The 26,974-nt window shown below is 64.5% G+C and carries 24 protein-coding genes and 1 tRNA gene; 9 read left to right on the forward strand and 16 right to left on the reverse strand.

All coding sequences use genetic code 11. The features are described 5' to 3' along the window. Positions 1-138: 138 nt before the first annotated feature. From choV to M8523_RS03035, 3 genes are all read right to left on the reverse strand, one after another. Complete coding sequence (gene choV / locus M8523_RS03025; RefSeq protein WP_282583324.1) at positions 139-1,320, reverse strand: choline ABC transporter ATP-binding protein; 1,182 nt, start codon at positions 1,318-1,320, stop codon at positions 139-141. After that, the gene (gene choW, locus M8523_RS03030; RefSeq protein ID WP_282583325.1) at positions 1,320-2,180 is read right to left on the reverse strand and encodes a choline ABC transporter permease subunit; all 861 of its coding nucleotides are present in this window, start codon (positions 2,178-2,180) and stop codon (positions 1,320-1,322) included. Before choW ends, choV begins: the two co-directional genes overlap by 1 nt. A 68-nt stretch (positions 2,181-2,248) precedes the next feature. Continuing rightward, entirely contained in the window at positions 2,249-3,199 is a 951-nt protein-coding gene (locus tag M8523_RS03035; RefSeq protein ID WP_282583326.1) for a choline ABC transporter substrate-binding protein, read from the reverse strand. Between the two features lie 217 nt (positions 3,200-3,416). Between M8523_RS03035 and M8523_RS03040 the strand changes: the two genes are divergently transcribed. The 8 genes from M8523_RS03040 (at position 3,417) to M8523_RS03075 (ending at position 13,227) form a co-directional block, all read left to right on the forward strand. Beyond that, positions 3,417-3,492, forward strand: a tRNA-Thr gene (locus tag M8523_RS03040). Between the two features lie 128 nt (positions 3,493-3,620). After that, positions 3,621-4,814, forward strand: a complete 1,194-nt coding sequence (locus M8523_RS03045; protein WP_282583327.1) for a glycosyltransferase — start codon at positions 3,621-3,623, stop codon at positions 4,812-4,814. Between the two features lie 85 nt (positions 4,815-4,899). After that, positions 4,900-6,237 (forward strand): nucleotide sugar dehydrogenase, encoded by a 1,338-nt coding sequence (locus tag M8523_RS03050; RefSeq protein ID WP_345894217.1) that lies wholly within the window; start codon positions 4,900-4,902, stop codon positions 6,235-6,237. Between the two features lie 135 nt (positions 6,238-6,372). Further along, a complete protein-coding gene (locus M8523_RS03055) occupies positions 6,373-8,331 on the forward strand; it encodes a polysaccharide biosynthesis protein (protein ID WP_282583329.1) in 1,959 nt (652 codons plus the stop codon). Positions 8,332-8,367: 36 nt separating this feature from the next. Continuing rightward, complete coding sequence (locus M8523_RS03060) at positions 8,368-9,297, forward strand: NAD-dependent epimerase/dehydratase family protein (protein ID WP_282583330.1); 930 nt, start codon at positions 8,368-8,370, stop codon at positions 9,295-9,297. 143 nt (positions 9,298-9,440) lie between these two features. Next, positions 9,441-10,034, forward strand: coding sequence for a PRC-barrel domain-containing protein (locus M8523_RS03065; protein ID WP_282583331.1), 594 nt, complete (start codon positions 9,441-9,443; stop codon positions 10,032-10,034). Positions 10,035-10,106: 72 nt separating this feature from the next. Then, positions 10,107-11,342, forward strand: a complete 1,236-nt coding sequence (locus M8523_RS03070) for an MFS transporter (RefSeq protein ID WP_282583332.1) — start codon at positions 10,107-10,109, stop codon at positions 11,340-11,342. 127 nt (positions 11,343-11,469) lie between these two features. Then, positions 11,470-13,227, forward strand: coding sequence for an ABC transporter ATP-binding protein (locus M8523_RS03075; RefSeq protein ID WP_282583333.1), 1,758 nt, complete (start codon positions 11,470-11,472; stop codon positions 13,225-13,227). Between the two features lie 111 nt (positions 13,228-13,338). On the opposite strand, the gene M8523_RS03080 is transcribed toward M8523_RS03075, so the two are convergent. The 13 genes from M8523_RS03080 to M8523_RS03140 all read right to left on the reverse strand — a co-directional run bounded on the left by M8523_RS03080 (position 13,339) and on the right by M8523_RS03140 (position 25,623). Continuing rightward, positions 13,339-14,427 carry a Gfo/Idh/MocA family protein gene (locus M8523_RS03080; RefSeq protein ID WP_282583334.1) on the reverse strand — a complete coding sequence of 363 codons (1,089 nt, stop codon included), beginning with the start codon at positions 14,425-14,427 and terminating at the stop codon, positions 13,339-13,341. Positions 14,428-14,454: 27 nt separating this feature from the next. Beyond that, positions 14,455-15,216, reverse strand: coding sequence for an ATP-binding cassette domain-containing protein (locus M8523_RS03085; protein ID WP_282583335.1), 762 nt, complete (start codon positions 15,214-15,216; stop codon positions 14,455-14,457). After that, positions 15,213-16,205 (reverse strand): ABC transporter permease, encoded by a 993-nt coding sequence (locus M8523_RS03090; protein ID WP_282583336.1) that lies wholly within the window; start codon positions 16,203-16,205, stop codon positions 15,213-15,215. Before M8523_RS03090 ends, M8523_RS03085 begins: the two co-directional genes overlap by 4 nt. Continuing rightward, positions 16,202-17,155 (reverse strand): sugar ABC transporter substrate-binding protein, encoded by a 954-nt coding sequence (locus M8523_RS03095; protein ID WP_282583337.1) that lies wholly within the window; start codon positions 17,153-17,155, stop codon positions 16,202-16,204. The genes M8523_RS03090 and M8523_RS03095 overlap by 4 nt, the downstream gene beginning before the upstream one ends. Before the next feature lie 138 nt (positions 17,156-17,293). After that, positions 17,294-18,277: an ROK family protein gene (locus M8523_RS03100; RefSeq protein WP_282583338.1), complete on the reverse strand. Its 984-nt coding sequence runs from the start codon at positions 18,275-18,277 to the stop codon at positions 17,294-17,296. Continuing rightward, positions 18,241-18,969, reverse strand: a complete 729-nt coding sequence (locus tag M8523_RS03105; RefSeq protein WP_282583339.1) for a ribulose-phosphate 3-epimerase — start codon at positions 18,967-18,969, stop codon at positions 18,241-18,243. The genes M8523_RS03100 and M8523_RS03105 overlap by 37 nt, the downstream gene beginning before the upstream one ends. Next, positions 18,966-19,793: an alpha/beta fold hydrolase gene (locus M8523_RS03110; protein WP_282583340.1), complete on the reverse strand. Its 828-nt coding sequence runs from the start codon at positions 19,791-19,793 to the stop codon at positions 18,966-18,968. The genes M8523_RS03105 and M8523_RS03110 overlap by 4 nt, the downstream gene beginning before the upstream one ends. Further along, on the reverse strand, positions 19,790-20,614 hold the full coding sequence (locus tag M8523_RS03115; RefSeq protein WP_282583341.1) for a sugar phosphate isomerase/epimerase family protein: 825 nt from the start codon (positions 20,612-20,614) through the stop codon (positions 19,790-19,792). Before M8523_RS03115 ends, M8523_RS03110 begins: the two co-directional genes overlap by 4 nt. After that, positions 20,614-21,690, reverse strand: coding sequence for a Gfo/Idh/MocA family protein (locus M8523_RS03120; RefSeq protein WP_282583342.1), 1,077 nt, complete (start codon positions 21,688-21,690; stop codon positions 20,614-20,616). The genes M8523_RS03115 and M8523_RS03120 overlap by 1 nt, the downstream gene beginning before the upstream one ends. A 19-nt stretch (positions 21,691-21,709) precedes the next feature. Then, entirely contained in the window at positions 21,710-22,543 is an 834-nt protein-coding gene (locus M8523_RS03125; protein WP_282583343.1) for a sugar phosphate isomerase/epimerase family protein, read from the reverse strand. Further along, complete coding sequence (locus tag M8523_RS03130) at positions 22,540-23,379, reverse strand: carbohydrate ABC transporter permease (protein ID WP_282583344.1); 840 nt, start codon at positions 23,377-23,379, stop codon at positions 22,540-22,542. Before M8523_RS03130 ends, M8523_RS03125 begins: the two co-directional genes overlap by 4 nt. After that, complete coding sequence (locus M8523_RS03135; RefSeq protein WP_282583345.1) at positions 23,376-24,305, reverse strand: carbohydrate ABC transporter permease; 930 nt, start codon at positions 24,303-24,305, stop codon at positions 23,376-23,378. The genes M8523_RS03130 and M8523_RS03135 overlap by 4 nt, the downstream gene beginning before the upstream one ends. 1 nt (position 24,306) lies before the next feature. Beyond that, positions 24,307-25,623, reverse strand: a complete 1,317-nt coding sequence (locus tag M8523_RS03140) for an ABC transporter substrate-binding protein (protein WP_282583346.1) — start codon at positions 25,621-25,623, stop codon at positions 24,307-24,309. A gap of 186 nt (positions 25,624-25,809) precedes the next feature. Between M8523_RS03140 and M8523_RS03145 the strand changes: the two genes are divergently transcribed. Continuing rightward, positions 25,810-26,943, forward strand: a complete 1,134-nt coding sequence (locus tag M8523_RS03145; protein WP_282583347.1) for a Gfo/Idh/MocA family protein — start codon at positions 25,810-25,812, stop codon at positions 26,941-26,943. Positions 26,944-26,974 lie beyond the last annotated feature (31 nt).

Consider the following 26,974-nt stretch of genomic DNA (forward strand, 5'->3'; position numbering starts at 1 on the left):
TGCAAGAAGGTTCGGCACGATGCGGGCAAAGCGTGACGTGGAGGGGGCAACGCTTGGCACGGGCTCGTCGGACTCTGGGAACTGTGCGCGTTGCCTATGGCGCCTTCGGGGTGATCGAGGCGTTGATGCCGATGTCGATCAGATGCGGAGCAGGGCCCTGAAGATCTCCGATTCGCCGATCGTGCCGAGGAGCGCGCCGTGAGCATCGACCACGAGAAGCGGACAATTCTGGCTATGCCGGAGCGCGACAGCCTGCTTCAAGGGCAGATCACCCGGGATCGTGATGGCGGACGCACCGATTCCGTGTCCGTTCAAGCCCGACGAGGGGGCGATGGTTCCCGGCACCGCCGCCTCGCCGTGAGAGGAGGCCAGGATCTTGTTGTCGGCCTGCAATGTCACGCGCAGCCGCGAAATGGCGCATGCCATCACGGTCGATCCATCCCGCTGCATCTCAGCGAGCGGGGTCATCACGGATGCGGCCCGTAGGGCTTCCAATGGATTCATGTGCCGGACGAATTCGGCCACATAGGCGTTCGCGGGGCGGAGCACGATGTCCTGGGCCGTCCCGGCCTGGATGATCCGGCCACCTTCCATGATGACGATGCGGTTTCCGAGCTTGATCGCCTCGTCGAGGTCGTGGCTGACAAACAGGATCGTCTTCTTCAGCTTGCTTTGCAGGTCGAGCAATTCGTCCTGCAGCTTGGTGCGGATCAGCGGGTCGAGGGCCGAGAAGGGCTCGTCCATCAGCAGAATGTCGGCATCCGTGGCGAAGGCGCGGGCGAGGCCCACGCGCTGCTGCATGCCGCCGGAGAGTTCGTGGGCGTATTTTTCCGCCCAACGGTCCAGTCCCACCATCGCGAGCTTGGCATCGACGATGCGGTCCCGCTCGGCACGGGCGATGCCGCGCAGCTCCAGACCGAGGCCAACATTGTCGCGCACCGTTCGCCAGGGGAGAAGGCCGAACTGCTGGAACACCATCGCCACGCCGCCGGAACGCAGGTCGCGCAGCGTCGGAGCGTCACAGGTGGTGACGTTCACGCTGCGGCCCTTGTAGTCGACCAGCACATCGCCGCGCGCTGGTTTATTCAGCTTGTTGACGGCGCGCAAAAGCGTGGACTTGCCCGACCCGGACAAGCCCATCAGCACGCAGATCTCGCCGCGTTCCACGGTGAGATTGGCCTTGGCCACGCCGACCACCTGGCCCGTGGCGGTGATGATCTCTTCACGGGTCTTGCCGGCATCGAGCAGGGCGAGCGCCCGCTTGGGCGAGGCATTGCCGAAGACGATATCGACATCGCGGAAGGTAACGGCTGCGTCCATCAGGCGGGCCTCAAGGTCTGCGCGGGGCGCCGGAACGTGCGGTCGAGCAGGATAGCGACGAGGACGATCGCGAGACCGGCCTCGAACCCCATGGCGGGCTTCACCTGATTGAGCGAGCGCAGCACCGGCACCCCGAGTCCGCCCGAGCCGACCATCGTGGCGATCACCGACATGGACAGCGAGAGCATGATGGTCTGCGTCAAACCTTCCATGATCGCCGGCGCGGCATGCGGCAACTCCACCTTGCGCAGCAATTGGCTCCGCGTCGCCCCGAAGGCTTCGCCAGCCTCGCGGAGGGGCAGGGGGACGCTTGCGATGCCGAGCTGGGTCATGCGGATCGGCGCCGGGATCGAGAAGATCACAGTTGCGATAATGCCGGGGACCACGCCGAGCCCGAACAGAGACAGCATGGGGATCAGATAAACGAAGGTGGGAAGCGTCTGCATCAGGTCGAGCAGCGGCCGCAGGGCTTTTGCGAGCCAGTCGCGATGCCCGGCCGCAATGCCGATCGGCACACCCACCAGCATGGAGGCGAGCGTGGCATAGAAGGTGATGACGAGAGTGATGATCGTGTCGGCCCAATAGCCCTGGTTCAGGATGAACAGAAGCGCCAGGAAGGCGAAGAGAGCGACCCGCCACGACCGGCGGATCGCATAGACGACACAGGCCAGGAGCACGCAAAACAGGAGCGGCGGCACCGCCGTCAGGGTTGCCGACGTATGGTCGATGAGGAAGCTCAGGCCGTCCGAGACATCGTCGAAGAACGCCCCCGACCCGTCCTTCAGGGCATTCATCGCCATGTTGAGTTCGCGGCCGACCGGAATTTTATGATCGGAAACGAAACCTGTGACCGGGTCCATGGATCAGCGCCGCTCCTGGGCCGAGACGCCGGGCGAGGGCAGGGCGCCCTTGCTTGGCAGTCGGAAGATCAAAGGCCGAGGCTTTTCTTGACGGCCGGCAGGCCGGGCTGGCCATCGAAGGTTGTGACGCCGGCCAGCCAGGCGTCGAGCATGCCCGGATTGGCCTTGAGCCAGTCGGTTGCCGCCTTGCCGGGCTCCTGGTCGTCGAACAGGATGGAGCCCATGATCTGGTTCTCCATCGGCAGCGTGAACTTCAGGTTGGCGACGAGCTTGCCCACATTGGGGCATGTCTTCGCATAGTCGGCTCGCTCGTTGGTATAGACGGTGGCGCCGCCGTAATTCGGCCCGAACACGTCGTCGCCGCCCGACAGGTAATCGATCTTGAACTTCACGTTCATCGGATGCGGTTCCCAACCCAGGAAGACGATCGGCTCGTTGCGTTTCGTCGCTCGCTCCACCTGCGACAGCATGCCCTGCTCGCTCGATTCCACGAGCTTGAAATCCTTCAGGCCGAACTTGTCGTCCTTGATCATTCCGAGGATGAGACGGTTGCCGTCATTGCCCGGCTCGATCCCGTAGATCTTGCCATCGAGCTTGTCTTTGAACTTACCGATATCCGCAAAGGACTTGAGCCCCGCATCGAACAGATATTGAGGGACCGCCAGCGTGTATTTGGCGCCCTGCAGGTTGTCGCCGACGATGTCGACGGACTTGTCGTCGATAAAAGGCTTGCGATCGGCCTCCATGGTGGGCATCCAGTTGCCCAGAAACACGTCGATCTGTTTGTTCTTGAGAGACGTATAAGTGACAGGGACGGAGAGGACCGTGGTGGTCGGCGTGTAACCCAACCCCTTGAGGATGGTGGAGGCCGTCGCGGTGGTGGCGGTGATGTCGGTCCAGCCGACATCCGAAAACCTCACCGTCTTGCAGCTCTCGGGTTCGGCCGCCGCTGCTGCTGCTCCGCTTAGCAGCAGAGCGGGAAGCAACAATGAAGCGGCTTTCGCGGTCCAATATCCCATTCTGTTTCCCCGTCGCGTTCCGGCTGTCCGACGCGCCACATCATGGGCGCGCTGTTCCCCGATCCGGAGTTGACCCGAACCGTTTCTGCAAGACTTGTTCCGATCCGACATGTCGAGGTCGGACGAAGGGAAGAGTGCGGAGAAATGCGCCTTGTCACCAGGTTGGCCGATAGCCGTCCTTGTCAGGACGCGCCGATCTTGATAGCTGGAAGGGCCTGCCGGTTTAGCTCAGTTGGTAGAGCAACTGATTTGTAATCAGTAGGTCGCGGGTTCGATTCCTGCAACCGGCACCAAACGTCTGCAATTCGCTGATGCGCTCGATTTGCGGGCGCCATGCGGACGAGGCGCCAGACGAACTTCAATCGGGCGTGCTGCCTCGATGCGCAAAGGACGATCCGTCGTCCAAGGCTTGAAAGAGGATATGTCGACGCCCCGAAGCGTACTTTTCGTCATCGCGGAAGACTGGTTTTTCGCCTCGCATTTCTTGCCCATTGCAAGTCTCGTTCAGCGGAATGGCTACACCGTGAGCGTCTTGCTCCGCGTCAACGACCCGGATTTAAGACGCCGGATCGAGGCCGCCGGGATAAGGGTTCTCGACACCGCGTCGTTTCGCGATCGCCAAGGCCTGTTCGGGTGCCTGGCTCAAATTCGTCGAATCCACGCGGTCCTGCGGCGTGAACAGCCTGCGATCGTTCATCTGATCTCGCTGCGCATGATCGTCATCGGCGGCCTTGCAGCCATGTGGGCCGGCATCCCCGTACGTGTCCAATCGCTGACGGGCTTGGGCCTGCTGGGTGCCTCGAAGGGCCTGCGGGCTCGCGCCATCCTGGTGGCGCTGGGTTGGTGCCTGAAGTACGTCTTGGGCGGGCGTCGCGCAGCCTATATCTTCGAGAATCGCCAGGATCCCGAATGGCTCGGGATCGATCCTCAAGGCCCCAAGGCGTTGGTGGTCGGCGGCGCGGGAATCGATCCGACGATCGACATCGCCATGCCGCTCCCGAGCGCTCCGCCGCTGCGGATCGCGATGGTGGCCCGCATGATCTATTCGAAAGGCGTGACGGTTGCGGTCGAGGGGATCGCGCTTGCGCGGGCTGCCGGAGCGGACGTCACGCTGACGCTGGTCGGCACCCCGGATCTGGGAAATCCGCGCAGTCTCTCCGAAACCGACCTGCGGGCTCTCGCCGATCGGCCCGGCATCACGTGGGTGGGCCGCACCAACGACGTGCACGCCGTATGGCGCGACCACCACGTCGTCTGTGTGCCGTCGATCGGCGGCGAGGGACTGCCGCGGTCCCTTCTGGAAGGGGCTGCGGCCGCGCGCCCGATCGTGACCACTGCCACCCCTGGTTGCGCCACATTCGTGCGGGACGGTGTCGAGGGGTTGGTGGTCCCCCCGGGAGATGCGGCCGCCCTGGCCCGGGCCTTCGTATGGCTTTTCGAGAACCCACGCGCCATCGCTCGGATGGGCACCGCGGCGCGCAATCGCGTTCTCGATGGCTTTACGATACAGCAGGTGGCCGAAGCCACCACCCGCCTTTATGGTCAATGTCTGCAGACCGGGCAGGTCGACGGAATCGGCCGGCGCGAAGCCTCCCGGCAGAAAGCGCGGGGATGAGAGTGGTTTTTGGGTGCGGTTCAGCGCGCGCTGAAGTGAAACGCGGACGCTGTGCGACAGTCCTCGATCCTAGGTCTCCGATATGATCGCGCCTGTCACGGTCGATGATCTGGTCGAGCGGATCGCAGCGCGACACTACTCTCTCGGGGTGATCGGCCTCGGCTATGTTGGCCTTCCGCTCGCCTTGACGGCATGCGAGGCTGGGTTCGCAGTGGTCGGATTCGACGTGAACCCCGCACGCGTCGCCGAGATCAATGCAGGAACGAGCTTTACGACGCACGTTGCCGATGCGCGCATCGCGTCGGCGCTCGCAGAGGGACGCTTCGAAGCGACCACCAATTTCGACAAATTGGCCAGCGTGGACGCCGTCATCATCGCGGTCCCGACGCCGCTCACCAAAACCCGCGACCCTGACCTCTCCCATGTCGCTGACGCCGCGCGACAGATCGCACGCCGCCTGCGGCCGCAGCACCTTGTCGTTCTTGAATCCACCACTTGGCCGGGCACCACGATGGAAGTCGTCGCGCCGATCCTCGACGAATCGGGTCTCCGGCGGGGAGCGGATTACTTTCTGGCCTATTCCCCCGAGCGCGAGGATCCCGGCAATCGTGAATTCCGAACGGCCGTGATCCCGAAAGTCGTCGGCGGCGATGGGGCCGCGGCCGCGACGCTCGCCACAGCGCTTTATCAGGCCCTGGTCACGAAGGTCGTCCCCGTATCTTCCACCACGACCGCCGAAGCCGTGAAGCTGACAGAGAACATCTTCCGGTCGGTGAATATCGCGCTCGTGAACGAATTGAAGCTCATCTACGACAAGATGGGGATCGACGTCTGGGAGGTGATCGAAGCCGCAAAGACCAAACCCTTCGGCTTCATGCCGTTCTATCCCGGGCCCGGCCTTGGTGGACATTGCATCCCGATCGACCCCTTCTACCTGACCTGGAAGGCGCGTGAGTTCGATTTCACGACACGGTTCATCGAACTTGCCGGTCAGATCAATACCGCCATGCCACAGCACGTCGTCGACCGGCTGGCCGAGGCTCTCGACCGTGACCAGGGCCGCGGGCTGTCGGGCGTGGCCATCCTGGTTCTTGGGATTGCCTATAAGAAGAACATCGACGACCTGCGCGAAAGCCCGTCGATCCGCTTGATCGAGCTTTTGGAGCTGCGGTCGAGCCAGGTCGACTTTCATGATCCGCATGTGCCGGTGGTCCCGCCGGACCGCGATCACACGCGACTTGGGGGTCGGCGCTCTGTCGAACTCACCCCTGAGGCCTTAGGCCGCTATAATGTCGTGCTGATCGCCACCGACCATGACGCGGTCGACTATGGCATGGTGGTGGCCTCGTCCAAGCTCGTGATCGACACAAGAAACGTCTGCGAACGGCTTGGCCTTTCCGCACCACATGTCATCAAAGCCTGATCTATCCGGGGCAGAAGCCGACCTGCTAAGGTGAGGGCGAAGCGTGGGATCCGAAAGCCTGCCCTGATCGATGTCGACGCGAGAAGATCAAGAACGACCTGGTTGATGGCGAAACGGATTTCCAAACGAACTCTGATGCTTCGAGGGGCCGCTTTCCTCCACGACGTCGTCATGTCGGCGGCCGCCTATGTCGTGGCCCTCATGCTTCGCCTTGGCGCCGATCGGTTTGCCCACGAATTCTCCGACTACCTTCCGCCCTTGCTGGTGTTCACCGCGATCGCCGCCATCATCACACCGCTGACCGGCCTCAATGCCGGGATCTGGCGCTACGCCTCGCTGACCGATCTCGTGGCCGTGATGAAGGCCGCAACGGCGACGTCGGTGTTCTTCACGCTGGTTTATTTCGTGGTCGCCCGCCTCGAATATGTCCCGCGCACCTCGGTGATCGCGGCCTGGGCTTTTATGATCATCTTCCTGGCCGGGCCGCGTGCGGTGTACAGGATCTGGAAAAGTCATCGCGCGACGGGTGGAGGACGGTTCCGCCGACACCTCAAGCCGGTCCTCCTGATCGGCGCCAGCGACCAGACCGAGGCCTTCATCCGCGCCGTCACCGAACGCAATGACATGCCATTCGATGTTCTCGGCGTGATCGACGACAGTGGGCGCCGAACGGGGCGCATGCTGCGCGGCGCAAAGGTCCTGGGCACGATCGAAGATATTCCTGACCTGGTGCATCGCTACGGCTTGAAGGGTCGGCGACCGGAAAGCCTGCTGCTCGTCAAGGGGGAGCGGGAACTCGGCGCCGACAAGGTCGAGCTCCTTCTCGAACAAACGCGGGAACTCGGTATCGATCTGCTGCGGCTGCCGAATCTGGCGGACTTGCGGGACGCCGATCTCAGCCATATCGAACTGAAACCGATTGCCATCGAGGATCTGCTCGACCGTGAGCCGGTGACGTTCGACCTGCCGCGCATCTCGCAGATGGTGGAAGGCGCCAGCATTCTGATCACCGGCGCAGGGGGGTCGATCGGGTCGGAGCTCTCGCGGCAGTTGGCCGCTCTCGCGCCGGCCAAGCTCACCCTGATCGATGCCTCCGAGTTCCTGCTCTACAGCATCGACGGGGATTTGCGCCGCGCCCATCCCGGACTCGATATCGTGGCCCGCGTCGGCAACGTGCGCGAACGCGATACGGTGCATCGGCTCTTCGAGGCGGCGCGCCCCGACATAGTCTTCCACGCGGCAGCCCTCAAACATGTTCCGATCGTGGAGGCTCAACCTCTTGAGGGATTGCACACCAATGTGATCGGGACCCGGAATGTCGCCGATGCGAGCATCGCCTTTGAGGTCAACGCCATGGTGATGGTGTCGACCGACAAGGCCGTCAATCCGACCAACATCATGGGAGCAAGCAAACGGTTCGCTGAAATGTATTGCCAGGCCCTCGACGTGAGCGAGAGTGGCAATCGCACCCGGTTTGTCACCGTACGATTCGGCAACGTGCTCGGCTCGGCCGGCTCCGTCGTGCCGCTGTTCGAGAAGCAGTTGAAGGCAGGGGGCCCGATCACGGTCACGCATCCCGACATCGAGCGCTTCTTCATGACCATTCCCGAGGCCTGCGAGCTTGTCCTCCAGGCGGCCGTTCAGGGCCTCGATCCGCAGACGCAGAGAGGCGGCATCTTCGTCCTCGATATGGGCAAGCCGGTCAAGATCGTCGACCTCGCCTACAAGATGATCCGCCTCTCGGGCCTTCGGGTCGAGCAGGACATCAAAGTCGTCTTCACCGGATTGCGGCCTGGCGAGAAGCTCTTTGAAGAATTGTTCGATGCCCGCGAGACGCTCAGTCCGACCGGGGCGGCCGGCATCAAGGCCGCGCTGCCGCGCCTGATCGAACTCGGCGAGATCGCGAGGGTCACCGAGGGGCTCGAACAAACCATTCTGGCGGGAGACGAGGTGGGCGCCTGTGAACTCCTGGCCCGCACCGTCCGGGAATATACCGGCCGCATCCCGGCGCGGACCGAGATCAGCGGGACGCCAGCGTCCCGCGAGTTAGGGGTGCCGCAGGCGATCGCTCGCGCTGTGGCCCTGCCGACCTGAGCGCATGCCTGAGGATGCCGTGACCCAGGTGGCGTCATGATCGCCGTCACGGGCGCAACCGGTTTCGTCGGCCGCGCGCTGTGCGATCTTCTGGATGCGAAAAGGATCGAACACAGACAGATCGGCCGCCGACCACAGCCGGGCATTTTTGGCATCGGCGAGATCGGGCCGGAGACGAACTGGCGTAATGCGCTCGGCGGTGCCCGTGTGGTGATTCATCTGGCGGCTCGCGTCCACCAGATGCAGGACGCGACTGTGGACCCTCTGGCGGCGCACCGCCACACCAATGTCGATGGCACCCTGGCGCTCGCCCGCCAGGCGCAGGCGAACGGAGTCAAGCGCCTGATTTTCATGAGCTCGATCAAGGTCAACGGAGAACAGACCGAGCCTGGGCGACCGTTCCGACCCGGAGATGTGCCGGTACCGCTCGATCCCTACGGCCGTTCAAAATTCGAAGCCGAGGTCGGCCTGCGGGAACTGGCGAATCGAACCGGCATGGAGGTGGTGATCATCAGGCCGCCGCTTGTCTATGGAGCCGGGGTGGCAGCCAATTTCCGGGCACTCCTGTCGCTCGTCGCGCGCGGTGTGCCGCTGCCGCTCGGCGCCGTGCGCAACAAGCGCTCGCTGATCGCTGTCGGGAACTTGGCGGATCTCATCCGTCGCTGCATCGAACATCCCGCCGCGCCCGGCGGTGTGCTCATGGCCAGCGACGGCGTCGATCTGTCGACGCCGGGCTTGTTGCGGGCGCTTGGACGTTCCCTTGACCGTCCCGTCCGCCTCGTGCCGGTGCCCGTCTGGTCGTTGCGCGCCGCTGCGATCCTGGTCCGTCAGCAGGCGGCGATACAGCGTCTCACCGGCTCGCTGCAGGTCGACATCGGCGACACCCGCCGGCGTCTGGATTGGGTGCCGCCCTTCAGCCCAGACGCAGCGTTCGCGCAAGCTGCGGCCAAAGGGTGGTTCTCATGAGGGACTTGATCGTTTCGTAAACCTTGAGCGGATGTATAGAATATATTGAGCGGTCGCGCCTATGATGGTCGCAGCGATGGTCCGCTTCGCCCGAGAGTTGTGCGACGGGCGCAAGGGTTGTCGTTCCCGTAAGCGAGATTGCGATGCGTTTCAAAGTCGTTGCCGCCCTGCGACAAACCGTGTGGATCTCCGTCATGGCCTGCGGTGCCCTGCTGACGGCCGGGGTCGCTCAAGTGACTGCATTTCAGGTCGCGCAATCGGCGCCTGCCGCTTCGCCACCCGAGGCGCCGGCCGCCGCGGCGCCGGACGGCAAGCCACCCGAAACGGTCGGCACGCCTGCGACCGTCATCGACGGCAAGGCTGCTGAAAGCTTGCTCGGCAAGAAGGTTCAAAGCAATACGGGGGAGGATCTCGGCCGAATCGTCGACGTCATCGTCGACAAGGCTGGGCAGATTCGTGCCGCGGTGATCGATTTCGGTGGTTTTCTCGGCGTCGGCAGCCGGAAGATCGCAGTGGACTGGCGCTCGATCCGCATGGCTGCCGATGGCAAGCTCGATCATCTCATCGTCGGCTTGCCCCAGGATCAACTGCGCTCGGCTCCCGTCTACAAGGAGGGGGAGCCCGTGGTTGTGCTGGGTCCGGCGGCCGACCAGGTTAAACCGTCGCCAACTCCTACGCCTGCACCAGCTCCCACACCCGCACCTGCACCAGCGCTTGCCGCGCCCCCGCCCAATTGAGGTGCTGCCAAACAGAGCGTGACGAATCGTATCGAGCCCATTGCCGCACCTGCGCCTTCCAGGCCGAGGCCTTTGCCGTCGCGCAGGAGCCGTTGGGCTCTCGATTGGTTCGTGTTCTTCGTGGCCGACATTCAGACAGGGTTCGGTCCGTTCGTGGCCGTCTATTTGACGTCCGAGAAATGGACGCAGACGGATATCGGACTCGTTTTGACCGCTGCCGGATTGGTGGGGCTCTTCGCGCAGGTCCCACTCGGCGCCTTGGTCGATTCGGTTCGCTCCCTCCGTGCGACGGCGGCCGTGGCCGTGTCGGCGATCGGCGCGGCGGCCTTCGGTTTGGCGGCATGGCCGGTGTTTCCCCTGGTTCTGGCAACGCGATTGGTCCACGCCGGCGCCAGTTGTGTCCTCGGGCCGGCGATTGCCTCGATGAGCCTCAACCTCGTCGGGCCTCCGGGGATCAGCGCGCGGCTCGGCCGTAACGCCTCCTTCATGTCGATCGGCACCGGCCTTGCGGCGGCCGGCATGGGCGTCTGCGGCTACTATCTGTCGAGCCAGGCCGTCTTCTATGTGGCTGCATTGCTTGTCGTACCGGCCTTGCTGGCGTTGCTCCGCATCCAGCCGGCGGAGGTCGCGCCTCGGACGGCCCCAGTGGCACCTCATCCTGGTCAATCCTGGACGGTTGCCTTCGCGGGTCTGCGAGTTTTGCTCAGAGACCGGGCCCTGATGGTCTTCGCCGGTTGTATGGTTCTGTTTCAGCTTGCCAATGCGGCCATGCTCCCCCTTGCAGCCAGCATGGTGACCCTTCGCTCCTCATCTTCGGCCACCGTCATGGTCGCTGCGGCGATCGTGGTGCCGCAAGCGATCGTCGCGATCCTGTCGCCGCTCGTCGGCATCAAGGCCCAGGCCTGGGGGCGGCGGCCTCTGCTTCTGATCGGCTTCGCGGTTCTGCCAATTCGCGGGCTGCTTTTCGCTGTGGTGGTCGACCCGCATCTACTCGTCCTGGTCCAGGCACTCGATGGCGTGTCTGGCGCCGTCCTCGGTGTCTTGGTTCCTCTCACAATGGCGGATGTCACGCGACGCACAGGGCATTTCAATCTCGCCCAAGGCGCCATCGGTTGCGCCGTAGGGCTTGGAGCCTCGATCAGCAGCACGGTGGCCGGCAGTCTTGCGGATCGCTTCGGGAGCTACACGGCTTTTGTCGCCATGGGGATCGTGGCCGCCGTCGCCTTCCTGGCCGTCTTCCTGGCCATGCCGGAGACGCGGCCCTCGGATGAAGCAGAGCTTGAAGCCGATACACCAACTCAGCCCTGACCTTTGATGTCGCCGGTCGTTTCGCCTTGGCCTAAAAGCTTGCGGCCTGTCGCATGATTTGTTTGGATTAGGCGCTAGATAGGTAGACACGACGAAGCGGTGAGGATCGGGAATCATTTCTCCATCAATGGATGAATATGCGGATCGCCCGTTCGCCTTCTTCGCGCGCTACGTGCAGCGCAGACGTTTGGCGCATGCGTCGATCCTGATCGCCGTGCTTGGGGCGGTGACGTGCTCGGTGAGCACGCAATACGGCGTGAAATTCCTGGTCGACACTCTGTCGAGGGGGCCGGGAAACGATTCCGGCCCCTGGACGGCCTTCGCTGTTCTGGTGTCGTTCGTGGCCTGCGACAACTTTCTCTGGCGGATCGCCAGCTGGATCGCGAGTTTCGCCTTCGTCAGCGTCACCGGTGATCTGCGCTCCGACTTGTTTCGCTATCTGACGGGTCACGCGCCGAGCTATTTCGCCGACCGGCTACCCGGTGTCTTGACGAGTCGCATCACGGCGACGTCCAACGCCGTGTTCACGATCGAGAACATGTTTGTCTGGAACGTCCTGCCGCCGTGCGTCGCGACCGTGGGCGCCATCGCGTTCCTGACGGTGGTGAGCGTCAAGATGGCGGGTTTCCTCGTCGTGGTCGCGGGCGGCGTGATGTTCGTGATGTTCCGCATCGCGGCCGCCGGCAAGCCGCTGCATCATGATTTCGCCGACAAGGCCGCCGCCGTCGACGGCGAGATGATCGACGTGATCGGCAATATGAATCTCGTCAAAGCCTTCGGCGGCGTGGCGCGCGAGCACAACAGGTTCGACGTGACGGTTGGTCGCGAACTCCTCGCACGTCGTAAGAGCCTTCAATATCTCGAGAAGATGCGCCTGCTGCACGCTTTCGTGGTCGTGGTGATGACGCTTGGCCTCTTGGCCTGGGCGATCCGGCTCTGGCAGGCCAAGGAAGCGACCGCTGGCGACGTGGTGCTTGTCGCCACGCTCGGGCTGTCGGTTCTCAGTGCCACGCGTGACCTCGCTGTCGCGCTGGTCGATGTCACGCAGCACCTGGCGCGGCTCTCGGAAGCCCTGAAGACGCTGCTCACGCCCTATCAGATGGCCAGCCATCCGGATGCCATGCCGCTGGTCGCTTCCGGGGCGCGTGTCACTTTCGACCGTGTGTCCTTCAAATATCCGTCGGGCCGCGCCATCTTCGAAGACCTCACAATCGAAATCGAGCCCGGACAGCGCGTCGGCCTGGTGGGGCCGTCAGGCGGTGGCAAGTCGACGCTGATCTCCCTGCTGCAGCGCTTCTACGACGTCCAGGGCGGCCGGATTCTGATCGACGGTCAGGATGTGTCCCGGATCACCGAAACGAGCTTGCGGGATGCGATCGCCGTCGTGCCGCAGGATACAGCGCTGCTGAACCGCAGCCTCGCGGACAACATCCGGTACGGCCGTCCAGAGGCGTCTGACGAGGAGGTCTGGAATGCCGCCATCGCGGCCAAGTGCCGGCCCTTCGTCGAGAATCTCCCCGAGGGCCTCGAAACCATCGTTGGCGACCGGGGCACGAAATTGTCGGGCGGCCAGCGCCAACGCATCGCCATCGCGCGTGCCTTCCTGAAGAACGCCCCGATCCTCCTGCTCGACGAAGCCACGTCGGCACTCGATAGCGAATCCGAGGAGGCGATTCGGCAGGCGCTCGAACGTTTGATGACGCATCGGACAGTGCTGACTGTGGCGCACCGACTTTCCACGCTGCGCGGTTTCGATCGCATCCTCGTTCTACGCGGCGGCAAGGTCGTGCAGGACGGACCGCCTGACGAACTGATGCAATCCGAGGGACCTTACCGCGATTTGATCAACGAAGAAGTGAGCCGGCTCGCACCACAAGCCGCGTAGGCAGATTCGACTGCGTCCAGGGTTCAACCACACGCTCTCTGACCGATCCGGTCGCGAACGCAGAGCGAGACCGACCTTCCGGGTTCCCAGCGAGGCCGCTCATCAGCTCGGCTAGCGGGTGCTCTGACCTTGCTTCATACGCTCCACGATCGCGGCGTAGAGGGCAAGATCCTTCCGTGAGTCGGCGAGGTCGGTCTTGGGACGCGTGCCGTCGACGATATGGGCGTGGAAGGCCTTGAGTTCGTTGGTGAAGGCATCTTCGTAGAAGGGCCCGAACGTACGGCTTCGAACGCCGTCCGGTGTTCCTTCCGTGATCTCCAGCCGGGTGGGCAGGCTGCGGATATAGGGCGTATCGTAGACGACGCGCATTCGCTTGGTGTTCGTCCGCACCTCGATCATGGCGTCGAAGAGGCCAACTTCATCCATCACTGCATCATAGTAAGCCGCATAGTGGCCATAGTCGAAGGTCACCGACGTATTGGCGCCCCCGTTGGTTCGGTGGGCTGCCAAGACACCGCGTGGCTCGCCGAGGAGTTCCCGCATGGCGGACAGGTGGTGGGACGAGAGCGAGAGGAGGCCGTGATAGGCGCGCACGAGATCGGCTGGCGCTTCTTTGCCCACGACTTCACGCAGCAAGGCGTCCTTGCGGGCCGCGCCCTCGGACAGGAGCGCGGGGTCGACGTCGGTGGGATAGAGGATCTCCTGGCTGTGTCGCATGATCGAGCGCCCGACCGTGATCAGATCGAAGATGCGAACGTGCGTAATTTCGGCCGGATCAGGCATTTCGGCCTTGGCGGTCAGGAACGCGGGTGCATAGCGGCGCATGTAGGCGACGAAGAAGATCTTGCTGTAATTCGTCAGCAACGGCAGCAATTCGTCGATTTCACGCACCGTGAGACAGGCCGGCTTTTCGAGAAGAACGTGCTTGTTCGCCGCGATGGCCTGCCGGGCGAAACGGCTATGCGTTTCATCTGCCGTGAGAATGAAGACGGCGTCGATCTCCGGGTCGTTGATCAGCGCCTCGGCCGACGAAAACGCCCTGACGCCCGCGTGGCGTGACACGGCGAGATCCATGAGACTCTGCGAGGCATCGAACACGCCCGCGATGGCGAAGCGGGTTCTGAGATCGCTCAGGACCGGGAGATGAATGGATTGCGCGACCTCGCCGAGGCCCAGAAGGCCGACGCGAACGATGGGCATTGTGAGTATCCTTGTCTTCGAACGACATTACGCGGCGCGCGAGGCGCCTGTGATGAGAGCCACGAGTTCATTGCCGCTCGTTTCGCTTGCGCGGCGCGTTGCCACAACTTGCCCGGCGCGCATCACCCAGATCTGGCTCGCGAGCCGCATCACCTGATCGAAATTGTGGCTGATCAGGATGACGCTCACGCCTTCGGCCTTGAGGCGGGTGATCAGCCCTTCGACATTGGCGGTCTCCTGCACGCCGAGAGCGGCGGTCGGCTCATCCATCACGACGAGCTTGGCGCCGGCTCCGACCGCGCGGCAGATCGAGATGGCCTGACGCTGGCCGCCCGACAAGCGCCTCACCCGGCTCTTCACCGACGGCACGTTGATGGAGAGTCGCGATAGCAACGCCCCTGCCTCACGCCGCATCGCCCCACGATCCAGGAACGCGAAGGGGCCGATCCGGCGGACGATCTCGCGGTTGAGGAAGAGGTTCTGCATGACCGTCAGCTCATCCACGAGCGCGAGATTCTGATGCACGGTCTCGATGCCTGCCTGTCGTGCATCGTCGGGGTTGCCGAACGCGCTGGGCTTGCCGTCGAACGTGGTCGAGCCGCTGTCCGGAGTATGGACACCGACGAGGCAGCGGATGAGGGTCGATTTACCGGCGCCGTTGTCGCCGATGACCGCCGTGATCTCGCCGCGTCGGGCGAAGAAATCGACGTTGTTCAACGCCCGGATGCCGGCGAAATGCTTGCTGAGACCGGTGCAGCTCAGGATGGTGTCGGCGGGAGCGTCGGTCATTTCTGATACCGCATGATGAGCGCCGCGATGACCACGATGATGCCGACCGCGAGCGGTTGGTAAAAGGCCGAGACGCTGAGCAGCGTCAGGCCGTTGACCAGCGTCGTCAGCATCAGCGCGCCGAACAGGGGGCCCAGGATGCTGCCGCGCCCGCCGAACAGACTGACGCCGCCGAGCACCACGGCCGCGACCGCATTCAGCAGCAGGTTGGTGTTGACGGTCGGCTCGGCCGAGCCGATGCGGGCCACGAGCAGAATCGCGGCCAAGCCGGCACAGAGACCCGAGATCGTGTAGGCGGCGACCTTCACCCGGTCGGTGCGGATGCCCATCGCCCGGGCGCTCTCGACATGACCGCCCGTTGCCAGCAGATGCACACCGAAGCGCGTGTGGAACAGCCCGACATGAGCACCTATCGCGAGCACGATCGCCACGAGCACGGGATAGCCTAAAAACCCCAGTTCGCCACTCGCGAAGCGCAGTAAAGTCAGGTCCGAGACAAGCCGCGGTTCGCCATTGGACATTACGAGGCCAAGACCGGTGACCGCCGACAGGCTGCCGAGCGTCACCACGAAATCCGGGATGCGGCCCTTGGTGATCACCATGCCGTTGATGAAGCCGACGAGGCCAGCCGCACCAAGCGCCGCGAGGCAAGACAGCCCGATGTTGAGGCCGGTCTCGGAGCAGAGGCCAAGCACGACCGCGCTCAGCATGGTGTTGGCCGCCATCGAGAGATCAATGCCCGCTGTCGCGATCACGAAGGTCTGGCCGATTGCGATGACGATCAGGATCGCCGAGGCGAGCAGCACCGCATGGAGGTTCGAAGTCGTGAAGAAGCTCGGCGCCGTCAGGCCGAAGATGACGATCAGCCCGACGAGGCCGATGACCGCGGCCCAATCAGCCCAGAAGGACGGATCGAGCACCGCGGTCCACGAGGCGTGACGCGTCTTCGCGCCGGCGCCCAACGCGCCCGACGAGGGCGTGTCCGTCATTGGGCGCCCTTGGCCAGCATGTCGCGGAATGGGTCCGGGTAGGGTCCGGCCGGCTGCGGGAAGTTCTTGAGCGCCGTGTCGGCATTGGCCTTGGTGATCAGCTGCACCGGCGCGTCGACACTGGCCGGCAACGTCTTGCCTTGAGCGGCGGCAACGCAGGCCTCAAGCCCCATGGCGCCGACCACATAAGGGTATTGCGAGACCGTGGCGGTCAGCTGGCCCGCCGCGATGGATTTCAGGGCGTCGGTGATGCCGTCGAGCCCGATGACCTTGATGTCCTTGCCGGCCGTCAGCACAGCGCGTTCGACGCCCAAGGCCATGGTGTCGTTGGCGGTGAAGAACCCCTTGAGGTCGGGGTGGCCGCGCATGATCGTGTCGGCCGCCGTCAGGGCCTTTTCGCGATCCCAATCCGCGCTGACCATCTCGACAATGTCGAGCTTGCCTTCCGCGGCCTGTTTGAATCCTTTGATGCGAGCGTTGCTACCCACATCGCCGACGATGCCGGCGATCAGCGCCACCTTGGAGCCCTGGGGCAGAAGCCGGACCATTTCCGCGCCGGCTAACGCGCCGGCCACCACATTGTCGGTGCCGATATAGGTGTTGACCGCGAAGCCTGAGGCTTTGGCCTGTGCGGCATCGATGGAACTGTCGATGTCGACGATGGGCGCCTTCTTCTGCGCGACGGGCACGAGCGCCTGCACCAGGTTGCTGACGCTGATCGGATTGACCAGATAGCAGCCGTAATCCTGCATCGCGACGGCCGAGAGCCGGTCGGCCTGGCCGGTCGCATCACCCATGCCGGTTGCCGCCTGAACGTTGACCGTGACGTTCAGGGCTTTCGCCTGCGCGTCGATGCCTTGGCGCATGTATTGGAAGAAGGGATTGTCCAGCCCCTTGATGACGGCCGCGACCTTACTGGCGTCCGCCGCGTGGGCCGATGATGCGCTCATTCCAAGCGCAACAACGGATACAAAACCTGCGTATTTGTATAATGATTTCATTGTTTTCTCCCATTTTGGTTCTGACGCTCATCACGAACGTTCAGTTTCTTTTGTCCGGGCAGCAACGTTGCCCAGAGAGGATCGTCCTCAGGACTCCATGAGGATCAGCGAGGCGGCGCCGACCAGGCCCGCCTCGTGTCCGAGCGCGGCCGGCACGATCGGCGTGGTCCGGTAGGGTGCGAGCGCACGGGTCTGCACCGTGCGGGCGATCTCCCCGTCCATGAGGTCGAGGGCCGTTCCCAAGCCTCCGCCGACGACGATCCGCTCCGGCGCGTAAAGGTGCATGAGGTTGACGAAGCCGACTCCGAGCAGATGCGCTTCCCGATGCAGGAGGGCGGTCGCGAGCGCATCGCCCTCACGGGCCGCGAGGACCACATGCCGGGACGACGCGGGACCCCAGCCGGCCAGGGCACGGAGCCGGGCACCTTCGGCCGCACCCATCGACCGGGTCGCCTCGATCCCAAGCGCCGTGCCCGAGGCAAGCGCTTCCCAGGCGCCGGTTGCGCCGCCGAAGACGGATTTGTCCGAGCCGAGCGCGATCGTCATATGCCCGACCTCCGCCGCGAGCCCGCGCCACCCATGCAGGAGCCGCCCATCGGCGATGACGCCCCCGCCGATCCCCGTGCTGACGGTGACGAACACCATGTTCTGGGTGCCGCGTCCCGCGCCGAAACGCCACTCGCCGAGGGCCGCGGCATTCGCGTCGTTCTCCAACCGGACCGGCAGGCCGATCCTGTCCTGGAGCAGCGCGGTTAGCGGCACGTCATGCCAGCCTTGAAGGGTCGGGGGCGCCAGGGCGATACCTGCGACCGGATCGAGTGGACCGGGCGCCGCGATGCCGAGGCCGAGTGGTCGCAGCAGTCCGATCTCGGCCATGACCCGGTCGATCAAGGCGCTGATCTGCGTGATTACGGCATCGGGGCCGCCGGCGCTATCGGTCGCGGTCTTGGCCAAGGCTTGCACGCGGCCCGTCTCGTCGACCAAAGCCGCGCGAAGCTCCGTCCCGCCGAGGTCGACCGCGAGCGCCTGACGCATCAGGCGGCCTGCGGCGCCGGCAATCCGTGCAGCCACCCGATGCGCTTCGCGAGATCGGGATCGCCAAACGCGAGCGACCCCATCACCACCGTCTCGGCGCCGGCGGCGCGGAGCTTCGGCACCGTTGTGTCGCGGATGCCGCCATCGGCGGCGAGGCGGATCGCAGCCTCGCGTCCCGCCGCGCGCATCAGCCGGCGCGCCTCCTGCAGGCGAGGGCAGGCGGTTTCGGACAGACCCTGGCCCTTGACCCCAATCGCCGTGCCGAGCAGCGTCACGAAGCTGATCCGGTCGAGCCAGGGCTGGATCGCCTCGACAGGCGTTTCGACCCGGAGCACAAGGCCCGCCGCGCACCCGAGATCCCGAATGAGATGCAGTGCCTCATCCACGACCGGGCCGTTCTCGGCATGAACGGTGATCAGGTCTGCGCCTGCCTCGGCGAATTGTTGGATCTGCGCCAGCACGATGTCGGCTTCGACCATGAGATGCAGATGAAGCGGCTTGGCCGTGAGCGCCCGGATGCGGGCCACCTGATCCGGGAAGAACAGGAACGAAGGCGCGAAGCGGCCATCGGCGACGTCGATATGATAGAGGTCGGTATGAGGCTCGGTGCGCCGAATGTCGCGTTCGAGATTGGCGAGATCGGCCGACCAGAGCGAATATTCGCCGAGCATGCGATCTCGGGGGAGCGCGTCGAGCCAGCCGGCGGCGGGTTTGTTGGGTGATGTCATGAGCGGAACTCCGTCGGCATGGCCAAGTCGTGGAGGAAGCGAGTCACGGCCGCGCGGAAGGCCACGATATGGGCGGCTTTGTCGGTCGCCTTTGGCGGGATCTCGACGAGCCGGGCGTTCGGAATGGTCTCGGCCAAGATCTTGGCGGTCGCCAACGGGTGGGCATGATCGACGCCATGGCCGATCACGAGCGTCGGAAGCTTAAGCGCTCGTGCTTCCGCCCGGCTCACGCCGGGGCCATCGGCCGCGATGGCTCCGAGCAAGTCGGCCGTGGGCTCCGGATCCGGGCGGTCGAAGAAGCCGAGCAGCGAGGCGAGATTGTCGGGTGCCTCTTTGGCCAGCATGGCGGCGGTGTCCGACCGTATAAAAGCGGCTTTGGCCTCAGCCGGAGGCGCGTGGCGCAAGGCGTGCGCGACCGCCGCATAGGGCCTCATATTCTCGGGTCCCGGATCGAACAGCCAGGCGGGCCGCGCGAGGATCAAGGCACGCACGCGGTTCGGATGCCGAACCGCCAGATGCAACGCGATTGCGGCCCCCATCGAGATGCCGCCGACGGCAAAGCTCTCCACACCCCTTGCATCGCAAAACGCCAGCGCATCGGCAGCGAAGAGGCCGATCGAGAAGGGACGCGTCGTTCCCGCCGTCGAAGAGCCCTGAGCCCGGCAGTCGAGCGTCAGGCGACGCGTGCCTGCGAGATCCGGCACGTTCTCTGCGACCTGCATTTCCGACCCACCAAGGCCATGCTGGAAAAGCAAAGGCGCGCCTTCTCCTCGGTCATAGCCACGCAGGACCGCGTCGTCCCGCTCGAACACGATGCCGCTCATCGCAGCCCAAGCTCTTTGAGATAGGCGGCGACGCCGGCTGCCTCCGTCGCGGCGAGCCCGTGCGTCACGACGGGACCGTCGAAGCCTTCCGCCCACAACCGATCGAGAAAGTCGGGGAAGTCGACCACACCCGTGCCGGCCGTGACGAAGCGACCGTCATGGGCGCGATCCTTGGCATGGGCCATGGCGATGGCGCCGTCGGCGATCGCAACCGCCTCGGCGACGATCCGCCGGGCCTCGTCCGGTGTCGCCTGTTCGAACAGATTGGCGGGGTCGACTACGATGCGCAGGCGTTGGGAGCCCATATCGTCGATCAGGCGCCGGGCGTCGAGGGCCGAGGTCACGACATTGGCCTGTTCGGGTTCGATGCAGAGATCGATGCCCTCAGCCTCGGCCATGGCGAGCGCTTTCTCCATTTCACGGCAGAGGTCGAACCAAGCCTCCGGGGCGGCATTGTCGGGATGATGGCGCCATTGGTCGTCGGGATCGCGCGTGCCGGTGCAGAGCGTGACAAGCGGGATGCCGAGCGCCCGTGCCGTGTCGAGGATCACGCGCAGCCTGTGCAGGCCGGTCTGCCGGACCGAAGTGTCGGGATGGATCATGTTGTAGGTGGCCGAGAGCGCGCTGAGCGTGACGCCTGTGTCCCGCGACGCCTGCGCGATGGCCTCGATCACCCCGGGTTCGACCGCCTCCGGCATGGCCGGGAGACCGACGCAGGCCATGTTGAACTGCGTACAGCCATAGCCGGCGTCCCGCACGGCCGCCAGCACCGACGCCGCATCGGTCCCCGGAAAGGTCTTGGCGAAGATCCCGAGACGCATCAGACGGCGCCTTTCTGCTCGGCCACGGTGACGTTCCGGTCGCTTCGCACCGACTCGGCGATGGCGGCCATCACGCGCACAGAAGCGAGCCCGTCCTCAACGTCGGCACCACGCTGGGGTGCACCGGTCAGCACGCTCTCCGCGAAGCCCTCAAGCTGGCGGCGGAAGAAATGACCGTCGGCCCCGAGAACCCGGCGCGTGGTCGCATCGGCCTCGTCGAAGATCTCGACGTCGCTCGATTTATAATACCAGGGGTTATAGGTCTTGGCCAAGATGCTGCCGTGCTCGCCATAGAGTTGGAAGCCTTCGAACCAGTCCATCCGCACCGCGACGGTCAGGTCGAGATGACCAAGCGTGCCATTGGCAAAGCCCGTCTCGACAAACCAGCAATAGGCGCCGAACCGCTCCGACAGTCGCGCCCGAACTTCGGTGATCTCACCACATAAGAAGCGTGCCGTATCGACCAGATGGCTGCCGTGGGCCAGCATGAAATAGCGCCGGAGATCCGCCTTCGGGTTCCCGCTCGGCTTCTTCTGGTGCGCGCTCGTCACCGGGAGCGGCTGCACCGCATCCGTCATCGTGTAGCGGTGAGTGGAATCGCAGTACCAGGCTTTGAGTGCCAGTTGCTGTCCCATGCGGGTGTCGATGAAGTGCTTGGCGGCTTCGAGACCGGGGTCGAAGCGCTTCATGTGACCGACCTGCAGCACGCGGCCGGTGCGGTGGACCACCTCGCGGAGCTGCTCGACCTCTTCGACCGACACGCCCAGCGGCTTCTCGCAGAGCACCGCCTTGCCGGCTTCGAGCGCCTTGATGGCAGCCGCGACATGCCAAGTGTCCGAGGTGGCCACGATCACGGCTTCGAGGTCCGGGTCGGCCAGCATGGCCTCGTAATCCGAGTAGGTCTTCTGCGGCGCATAATAGGCGGCCATTCGCTCCAGCAGGTCGGGCGCGGCATCGCAGATGGCGTAGAGATCCGCGTTCCTGGCTTTCACGCAGGATTCGAGGTGAGCGAATTGAGCGATCGGGCCCGCGCCGAGAACACCGACCCGCAGTCGCCGGGCTTCCTTCTTGATCATGTCCAGCCTTTCGGAAGGGTCAAACGCCGAAGCGGCGGAGCGTTTCACGATTCTTGGCGACGGCCGCCGCTGGATCGCGTCCGGCCTCGTCGGATTCCTCTTCGAGTACCAACCAGCCGTTGAAATGCGGCGCGGCCCGAACTGCGTCGATGACGGCCCGCGTGTCGCAGGTGCCGGCGCCGAGCATCTGCCATTTGCCTGCCGCATCGACGTCCTTCAAGTGCAGGTACCGGATGCGGTCCCGGTAGGTTGTCAATGTGTCCAGAATGTCCTGGCCGCCGCGCAGGATATGCCCCGTGTCGGGAACCCAGCCGACCTGTGCCGGGTCGAGCAGCGCGAACATCTGGTCGTAGTCGGCGCGGGTGAACAGCAGGGTATTGTGATGGGACGACGGATGCACGGCGACCTGAACACCCGCTCGCGCACCACGCTCGGCGGCGCCGTTGTAGAACCGAGCAGCCAGTTCGAATTTCTGCGAGCGCGGTCCGTCCGACATGATCGTTGCGCTGCCGAAGGACACAAGCGCGCCCGGGAAGGAGGCGGCAAACGAGACTGCCTGCTCGGCCATTCTCAAGTCGGCTGCGAGGTCGGCCTCTTCGGTGAAGCCACTGTCGCTGCCGCACGCGTAGGCGACCAGGGTGAGGTTGTTTCGGCTCAAGGCCTTCGCGAAGGCGTCCGGCTTTCCGGCATAGTTACCGATCATCGTGTCGGTGATCTCGATCCCGGTGTAGCCGCCCGCCGCGATTGCGGACAGAAGGTCGTCGGCAGTTCCCTTCCAGGCGTCGCCGAGCATCTCCCACGTGAAGGTCTGGCATCCGGCCTTGAGCGGCGCGGGGGTCTCGCGTGTATTCATCCTTTGACGGCACCTTGGGTCAGGCCCTCGATGATGTGGCGCTGAAAGAACAGCACCAGCAGGATCAGGGGCAAAGTCACCACGACCGAGGCGGCGGCGATGTCGCCCCAGGGCACGTAGTAGAGATTGGTGAAGTTCGCGATGCCGACCGGAATGGTCTGGTGCTCGATGTTCGACGTGAACGCGAGGGCGAACATGAATTCGTTCCAGGCCGCGATGAAGGCGAGCAGGCCCACCGTCACGAGCGCCGGAGCCGACAGCGGAACGATGATCCGGACCAGCAGGCCGATCGTGCCGATCCCGTCCATGCGCGCCGCCTCGTCGAGCTCGCGCGGGAAGGTCTCGAAATAGCCGAACAGCACCCAGGTCACCAAGGGGAGGCCCAGCGCCACATAGGTGATCACGAGGCTCGTGAACGTATCGAGAAGGCCGAGGTTTGCGGCGATCAGGTACAACGGGCCGACCAGCGCGATCTGTGGAAACATCGACACGGACAGGATCGTGATCAGGATGCCGAAGCGCTGCTTGATGCGCAGGCGGGACAGCGAGAAGGCCGCCATGGCGCCGATCGCGAGGCAGAACAGGGTCGTCAGACCGGCCACGATGATCGAATTCAGCACATAGAGCTGGAAGTGCTTGGCCGCGAAGACGTTGTAATAATGGTCGAGCGTGCCCGGCGAGGGCCAGAACGAGGGCGTCGCGGCGGTCAACGCCTTGTCGTCCTGAAACGATGTCGACAGCTGCCAGATGAAGGGCGCCGCCGACCAGACCAGGATCGCGGTCGCGCCGGCAAAGATCAGCGCCTGTCGGCTGGCCGTGCGGCGCCGCCCGATCATCGTGCGCGTCCGAGTTGGCGGACGATGAAGACCGCGAAGCCCACAGCGATGATCGCCTCAGTGATGAACATGGCGGTCGAGAGCGTGGAGCCGTAGCCGAATTGCAGCGTGGAAAACAGGGTCTTGTAGCTGAGCGTCGACAAGGTTTCGGTCGAATCGGCCGGGCCGCCGCCCGTCAACACATAGACGAGATCGAACACCCGGAAGGCGTCGAGCGCCCGGAACAGACCGGCGATGAGCAGCGTCGACCACAGCATGGGAAGCCTCACATAAAGAAAGGCCTGCCAGGTCTTCGCGCCGTCCATGCGGGCGGCTTCGGTGAGCGAGCCGTCGATCGTCTGCAGCCCGGCCAGCAGGAGCAGCGCCATGAACGGGGTCGTCTTCCAGACATCCGCCACGATGATCGTGCCGAGCGCATGGTCGACCGAGCCATACCAGTTGATGTTGTCGCGGATGAGCCCGGCGGAAAGCAGCAGCCAGTTGACCACGCCGTGCTGTCCGTCGAACAGCCATCCGAACATTTTCGACGTCACGACCGTCGGCATGGCCCAAGGAACCAGCATGGCGGCCCGGATGAGCGAGCGGCCGGTGAACTGCTCGAACAGAAGCAGCGCCATGCCCATCCCGATCACGGTTTCCAATGCCGTGGAGACGAAGGTGAACACCAACGTGTGGCGCCAGGCGTTCCAGAAGGCGTCGTCGCCCAGCAGAACGCCGTAGTTCAGCAAGCCGACGAAGTCATCCTGCTGGCTGACCAGCGAGGTGTTCCGCAGAGACAGCCATAGCCCGTTGAGGATCGGATAGACCGAGACGGTCCCGAGCGACACCGCGATGGGCACGAGAAGCAGCCAGGGAGTCGCGTCGGGCCAACGGTTCCGAGGCTTCCGTGCCGCAACCGTTCCGAGGCGCACGGAAGCGCTGCTCATTCTATTTGCCGAGGATCTGATCGATGCGCGTGTTCGCGGCTTCGAGTTCCGCCTTCACGTTGCCGGACACGAGCGCTTTCGACACGCCCGATTGGATCGCCAGCGTGACCTGGGCATATTTCGGCGTGACGGGGCGTGGCGTCGCCCCCACGAAGACGCTCTTCAGTTGTTTCATGAAGGGCTGCTCCTTGCCGAGCTGCGCGTCGTCGTAGACGGCGGGCCGTGTCGGCGCGATGCCGAGCTGCAGGGCGAAGCGCAGTTGCGTGGCGGGCGACGACATCCAGGTCAGGAAGTCGATGGCGGCTTCGCGGTTCTTGGTCGCCGCATTGACGCCGAACTGGTAGCCGCCGAGACAGGCGGCCGATTTGCCGCCCGCGAAATGCGGGAGCGGCGCGACGCCGACCTTGCCCACCACCGAAGAGCCCTTCGGATCCTGGGCGATCGAATAGACATAGGACCAGTTGCGCAGGAACGCCGCATCGCCGCCCGTGAAGGGCTGACGTGACGGTTCCTCGTCCCAGCTCAGCACGTCGGACGGGCTGATCTTGCTCTTATTGATCGTGTCATACAGGAACTGGATCGCCTCAATGCTCTTGTCGCTGCCGAGCGCGCCGGATTTGCCATCGGCCGACAGGATCGCGCCGCCGTTGGAGGCGATCACTTCCACTGCATCGCAGACCAGCACTTCAGCCTGCTTGCCCTGCCACAGATAGCCGAACTTGGCCTTGCCGCTCTTCTGGATGGCTTCGGCCGTTGAGACGAGATCGGCCCAGGTCTCGGGAACCTTGGCGCCGGCTGCTTCGAGCAGGTCGGTCCGATAATAGAGCATCCCCGAATCGACGAACCAGGGCAGCGCCGTCAGCTTGTTGTTGTAAGTACAGGCCGCAACAAGGCCCGGAAAATAGTCGGTGCGCGCCGATGCGGGGAAATATTCGTCGAGCGGGAGGGCCCAGCCGGCGCCCGCCATCTCGGCGATCCACACCACATCCTGTGTAAAGACATCCGGAGTGCCGGTCTTGCGGACGAGCTGCTGCACCAGAGCCTGATGGACTTCCGTGGAAGAACTCGGCGGCGGCAGTTCGACATAGGTGACGTGCACCTTGCTCTGCGACTGGTTATAGGCCTCGACCACCTCGGCCATGGTCTGCTTGCCGAAGAACTTCGCGCTCGAGAAGGTGATCTCAACCCGGTCGGCGGCTCGGGCACGTGGTGCGCCAAGCAGGCTGGCGCCTGCCGCGAGACCTGCGCCTGCCAGAAACTCTCGTCGTCCGATCGGACCAAGGCCCGACTGCAAGGCCGCCGTCTTGTCGTTGCTCATATCAACTCTCCCCGTGGGCGCCGGTTCGTGCCGCCGGCTGCCTTGGGACTGAGCATCCCACACCGATTGTGGTAGTCAAGCAGAAAACAGCACGTTGACGCACACTCGTGCACGAGGCACCCTATGGAAAAGGCGTAATGCTGCATTTCACGGTGCGGAGCATGGACGCGAAAAGGGAGTGCAGGCGTGGAATCGCTCAAGATCGGCGTTGTGGGATGCGGCAACATCTCAATGACCTATATGCGCAACGCGGCGCTCTTCCGCGGTGTCGAGCTCAGGGCCTGCGCCGACCTCTCGGCTGAACTGGCCGGCATTCGGGCCAAAGAGTATGGCATTCGGGCCGAGACGGTGGATCGGCTGCTCGCAGCCGACGACATCGACCTCATCCTCAACCTCACGGTGCCCAACGCACATTTCGAAATTTCGATGGCGGCGCTTGCCGCCGGCAAGCATGTGTTCACGGAAAAGCCGCTTGCCACCTCGGCCGCGAAGGGACGCACGCTCGTGGCGGAGGCGGCACGGCGCGGTCTGAGCCTCGGGTCGGCGCCCGATACGTTCCTGGGCGCGGCAGGACGGCACGCGCGACAGTTGATGGAGGGCGGCGCCATTGGCCGACCCGTCACAGGGACGGCCTTCATGATGGGCCGGGGCATGGAACATTGGCACCCCAACCCGTCCTTCTACTATCAGCCGGGCGGCGGTCCCGTGCTCGACATGGGCCCTTATTACGTGACGATGCTGGTGAACTTGCTCGGCCCTGTGCGCCGCGTCCTGGCCATGGCGACGAGCGGGTCGTCCGAGCGGCTGATCACGGCCGAGGGTGCTTTGCAGGGCACGACGTTCGCGGTCGGCACGCCCACCACGATCAATGCGCTGCTCGAATTCGCGACCGGCGCGCTCGTCACGGTCGGCATGAGTTGGGATGTCTTCCGCCATTCGATCCCGCCGATCGAATTGCACGGGACTGAGGGGTCGCTGCGCTTGCCCGATCCCGACACGTTCGGGGGCGAGGTGGCGATCAGCCGGGCCGGTGTGGCGTGGGAGGAGCGGCCGAGCGACGCGGCTCTTTATGGCGCGAAGAACTGGCCCTTCACGGCAGCCGATCGGGCGAATTACCGGATGCTCGGCGTCGCCGATCTGGCGCGGGGTCTTCACGAGGGTCGCCCTCCTCGCGCCTCCGGCGCCTTGGCGCTGCACGTGCTCGAGGTGCTGGAAGCGATGTTGGAGACGGGAGCCTCGGGAATCTCACGCACCATGGAGACGACGGCGGTGCAGCCGGCGGCCTTGTCCGAAGACGAGGCGGCCTCGCTCAAGGCATGAGGATCCGGCCGCGACCAAGCGCGGTCGGCCA

It is taken from the genome of Lichenifustis flavocetrariae, from assembly GCF_026130545.1.
GTDB classification, from domain to species: Bacteria; Pseudomonadota; Alphaproteobacteria; order Rhizobiales; family Beijerinckiaceae; genus Lichenihabitans; species Lichenihabitans flavocetrariae.

Bases quoted from the DNA above. Each gene is read 5' to 3' on its own strand.
- choV (WP_282583324.1), bottom strand. From the start codon at position 1,320: ATGGACGCAGCCGTTACCTTCCGCGATGTCGATATCGTCTTCGGCAAT.
- choW (WP_282583325.1), bottom strand. From the start codon at position 2,180: ATGGACCCGGTCACAGGTTTCGTTTCCGATCATAAAATTCCGGTCGGC.
- M8523_RS03035 (WP_282583326.1), bottom strand. From the start codon at position 3,199: ATGGGATATTGGACCGCGAAAGCCGCTTCATTGTTGCTTCCCGCTCTG.
- M8523_RS03045 (WP_282583327.1), top strand. From the start codon at position 3,621: ATGTCGACGCCCCGAAGCGTACTTTTCGTCATCGCGGAAGACTGGTTT.
- M8523_RS03055 (WP_282583329.1), top strand. From the start codon at position 6,373: ATGCTTCGAGGGGCCGCTTTCCTCCACGACGTCGTCATGTCGGCGGCC.
- M8523_RS03060 (WP_282583330.1), top strand. From the start codon at position 8,368: ATGATCGCCGTCACGGGCGCAACCGGTTTCGTCGGCCGCGCGCTGTGC.
- M8523_RS03065 (WP_282583331.1), top strand. From the start codon at position 9,441: ATGCGTTTCAAAGTCGTTGCCGCCCTGCGACAAACCGTGTGGATCTCC.
- M8523_RS03075 (WP_282583333.1), top strand. From the start codon at position 11,470: ATGGATGAATATGCGGATCGCCCGTTCGCCTTCTTCGCGCGCTACGTG.
- M8523_RS03080 (WP_282583334.1), bottom strand. From the start codon at position 14,427: ATGCCCATCGTTCGCGTCGGCCTTCTGGGCCTCGGCGAGGTCGCGCAA.
- M8523_RS03085 (WP_282583335.1), bottom strand. From the start codon at position 15,216: ATGACCGACGCTCCCGCCGACACCATCCTGAGCTGCACCGGTCTCAGC.
- M8523_RS03090 (WP_282583336.1), bottom strand. From the start codon at position 16,205: ATGACGGACACGCCCTCGTCGGGCGCGTTGGGCGCCGGCGCGAAGACG.
- M8523_RS03095 (WP_282583337.1), bottom strand. From the start codon at position 17,155: ATGAGCGCATCATCGGCCCACGCGGCGGACGCCAGTAAGGTCGCGGCC.
- M8523_RS03105 (WP_282583339.1), bottom strand. From the start codon at position 18,969: ATGACATCACCCAACAAACCCGCCGCCGGCTGGCTCGACGCGCTCCCC.
- M8523_RS03110 (WP_282583340.1), bottom strand. From the start codon at position 19,793: ATGAGCGGCATCGTGTTCGAGCGGGACGACGCGGTCCTGCGTGGCTAT.
- M8523_RS03115 (WP_282583341.1), bottom strand. From the start codon at position 20,614: ATGCGTCTCGGGATCTTCGCCAAGACCTTTCCGGGGACCGATGCGGCG.
- M8523_RS03120 (WP_282583342.1), bottom strand. From the start codon at position 21,690: ATGATCAAGAAGGAAGCCCGGCGACTGCGGGTCGGTGTTCTCGGCGCG.
- M8523_RS03125 (WP_282583343.1), bottom strand. From the start codon at position 22,543: ATGAATACACGCGAGACCCCCGCGCCGCTCAAGGCCGGATGCCAGACC.
- M8523_RS03130 (WP_282583344.1), bottom strand. From the start codon at position 23,379: ATGATCGGGCGGCGCCGCACGGCCAGCCGACAGGCGCTGATCTTTGCC.
- M8523_RS03135 (WP_282583345.1), bottom strand. From the start codon at position 24,305: ATGAGCAGCGCTTCCGTGCGCCTCGGAACGGTTGCGGCACGGAAGCCT.
- M8523_RS03140 (WP_282583346.1), bottom strand. From the start codon at position 25,623: ATGAGCAACGACAAGACGGCGGCCTTGCAGTCGGGCCTTGGTCCGATC.